Source organism: Aeromonas sp. PrichA-15 (assembly GCF_017939245.1).
Classification (GTDB): domain Bacteria; phylum Pseudomonadota; class Gammaproteobacteria; order Enterobacterales; family Aeromonadaceae; genus Aeromonas; species Aeromonas caviae.
In genome coordinates, this window is the sequence record NZ_JAGKRH010000199.1 from 1 (window position 1) to 2,930 (window position 2,930).

Here is a 2,930-nt window from a genome sequence, read left to right on the forward strand (position 1 = left end):
CAAGATGTCATGCTGAGGTCTGTCGAACATCGCTTTGGGGATTCGTTGCCGGCATCACCGGTGGAGTGGCTGACTGATAATGGCTCGGCGTATCGAGCCCATGAGACCCGCGCGTTTGCACGAGAAATCGGGTTGGAGCCCAGAACGACAGCAGTGAGAAGCCCACAGAGTAACGGTATAGCGGAGAGCTTCGTGAAGACGATGAAGCGAGACTATATCGAGATGATGCCAAAACCGGATAGCCGAACAGCGGTAGGCAATTTGGCTATTGCGTTTGAGCATTATAACGAGCACCACCCGCACAGCGCCTTGGGATACCGTTCACCACGGGAATTTCTGCGCAGTCGGGTATCACAACCCTAAGCGGGAAAAAGTGTCTGGACCTATGGGGTCAAATCCAGGATCAGAGGTCACATCATAAAGGTCAGTAATCAAGATGGGGCTTCTTGCCTGCGCATTGGCGGCACGCGGCACGACATCATAATCACGCAACATGAAATAGCCATTGCGGACGGTCGCTTCCGATGAGGGGCGATTGCGGTCTCCACTCCCAATCAGCACTGCATCAAAGGGACGATCCTGATAGGAATAGACCACATTCCCCCCCACAACAGTGCGGGTGACCTGCTTGTTGATGGTACGCACCACGATAGGCTGGGTGAAGAAACGGCGATCATCTGCTTGAGTGACATCCGACCCCAGGCTGGCAAATTTGAAGACGCTCCAGTCAGATTTGTTGGTGCCTGGGAGATCCATGCGCCAGATATTGCCCCCCGTATCACCCACATAGATGCGATCGACTTTGCCATCACCATCGCTGTCAAGCGTAGCTACCGACCCGGGCATACTGTCGGTCATCCCCGTGACTCTGAGGTTGCTGGTTGAAGTCGCAGCAGGGGTCGCACTGAATATCAGCGCCCCAGTATCGGCATTGACGATGTAGATACCTCTCCCCATGCTGTCACTGGTTCCCAATCCCAGCACGCTCTTGTTCACGTCATAACCGCCAGCAAAGATAAGCACGGGATCACTGACTCCCGGCACAAACGCGACTTCCGGCACCGACCAGGTCAGCCCCAGCTCACCAAAACCAGTCGTCAGACTGTTCAGACGCCATTTCAGTGTCGGCGTATCCGGGCTGGAAACGTTGAATGCATAATAGGCTTTGCCGCCGCTCCTCAAGCCGGTGAATACCCAGACAAAATCGCTCTCCGAGGATTTCAGCACCCCGTTGCGATTGGCATCTTTGATAAGGGCCACCGGAGAAGAGTCAACACCGTAGATATGTTCGGCTGATTCCGCATTGAGACGCAGTGCCTTCTGATTGGCCATGAACTCATAAGGTATCGCCGCCCAGCTTTCGTCTATGGTGCTCCCCATGTCCTTGAACATATGCAGGAAACCGGCATTGGTCCCAAACAGAATACGCAAGTCCGGTGCATCTGTCGGGTTACCGGATTGCGGGCCATAGTTCAGCACCAGGGGACGTGAGTGCAGGGGGTCACCCATGATATGGGTGCGGATCAGGGTTGATGTATCAAAGTCCTCATCGTCGACATCCAACCCCTTGGTCCAGTTGATCAGGGAATCGAGTTCAGTCGTCGTAACTGCCTGCATGAAGGTCATGAGCGCAGCTTCACTGCCAGCCTGCGTCACCAGATTTGCCTTGGTCAGCTGATCGAGACGGTTCTGGGCATTGTTGATGACATAGAGGCTGCGGTTGCTTTTCCCCGCCAACATCTCTTGCGCCCCACCTTCAGCCACCTTGTTGCCATCACGGCCGGATGACCAGAAAGTCTGGGCACTGTCGATGATGGTGCCATCAAACTTGATAGCAGGCAGTCCCCGGCTGTCAGCCACATAACCGTCAGGAGAAAAGATCAGTTTTTTCAGATTGCCTCGCCATCTGGGACCATCATCCGGCTCAAACATGGCGTAATAGATGTTGTTGAGACTGCGAGTCCGGTCAAAGTTGTTGCTGGCAATGGCGGGGGACACCAGCGAGGTATTGATCCGCAGGATCGCCAGCAGCGATGCCTTCAACGCATCACTCAAGGCAGAGGCGTTGGTTGCCGGATAATAAACGCCGCCACCACGACGGGCTGTTTCAGCAAGCAAATTACCGGCCCCGCTGATCGCCTCGTCACCAAACCCGACGGTAAAGGTCGTGACTGTCTGGGTACCAGGGGAAACGGCATTCACATCCTTGTGTTTCATATAGCCCGCCAATGCGGCCAGATAACTGCTGGACCTGTTCCCTGACCCATAAGTAACGGTAGTGCCATAAGCCGCTTTTTCATCGCTGGACAATGTATTTATCAATCCTTGGACAAAGGTATTGGCATCCCCGTCCTGAGTCGGCTCTCCATCTGTGATGTATATGACGTAACCGTTGTTTGAGCAGTTGTCATAGGGGGCTTGATAGGTACCTGTCGGGCTTTCGGCGGTCGTATCTCTCGTGCCTCCTTGCAAGCCATAAACAACGCTTCGTCCCCCGAAGAATCGATACGCCTCACTCAACGTCTCGCATAATGGTGTGTTGGTACTGGCTGTCAGGGCTTCGACCCGATCCAACAGATCCTGCTCTCCCGTCTTGCCATTTGCCAGTGTGACCTCACTGCCTAATATGTCTCTGACAATACGTCCGCCATTATTATCAGTGTCATCATTTCTATTAAATACTGCTAAATAGCTGTTCCGAATAGTAGATCACCGGAGGAAGGGAACTCAGTCCAGTTTGTGCGATCTGATTAGTCGCTAAACAAAACAAGCCACACCCAAAGGAGGCGTTGTTGATCAAATCCGTCGCTGGATGGCCGTTCCCCAACCCGTTGATACCACTCAATTCACTGGCTGGCGAACAGGCATACCAAGCCCTATCAGCTTGTTCATCACCTTCACGCCAGCCAGGATTTCGCCCACCTGGGCGT

3 protein-coding genes are annotated in these 2,930 nt (G+C 53.8%); 1 reads left to right on the forward strand and 2 read right to left on the reverse strand.

What is annotated here, in order from left to right:
* Window positions 1-363, forward strand: a 363-nt coding sequence (locus J9889_RS19115; protein ID WP_210557742.1) for an integrase core domain-containing protein, incomplete at its 5' end; no start/stop codon positions are given.
* Here J9889_RS19115 and J9889_RS19120 read toward each other — a convergent pair.
* Complete coding sequence (locus J9889_RS19120; protein ID WP_246878135.1) at window positions 352-2,574, reverse strand: PilC/PilY family type IV pilus protein; 2,223 nt, start codon at window positions 2,572-2,574, stop codon at window positions 352-354. The two genes, J9889_RS19115 and J9889_RS19120, sit on opposite strands and share 12 nt — an antisense overlap.
* A gap of 100 nt (window positions 2,575-2,674) precedes the next feature.
* Window positions 2,675-2,930, reverse strand: a 256-nt coding sequence (locus J9889_RS19125) for a hypothetical protein (protein WP_210557744.1), incomplete at its 5' end; no start/stop codon positions are given.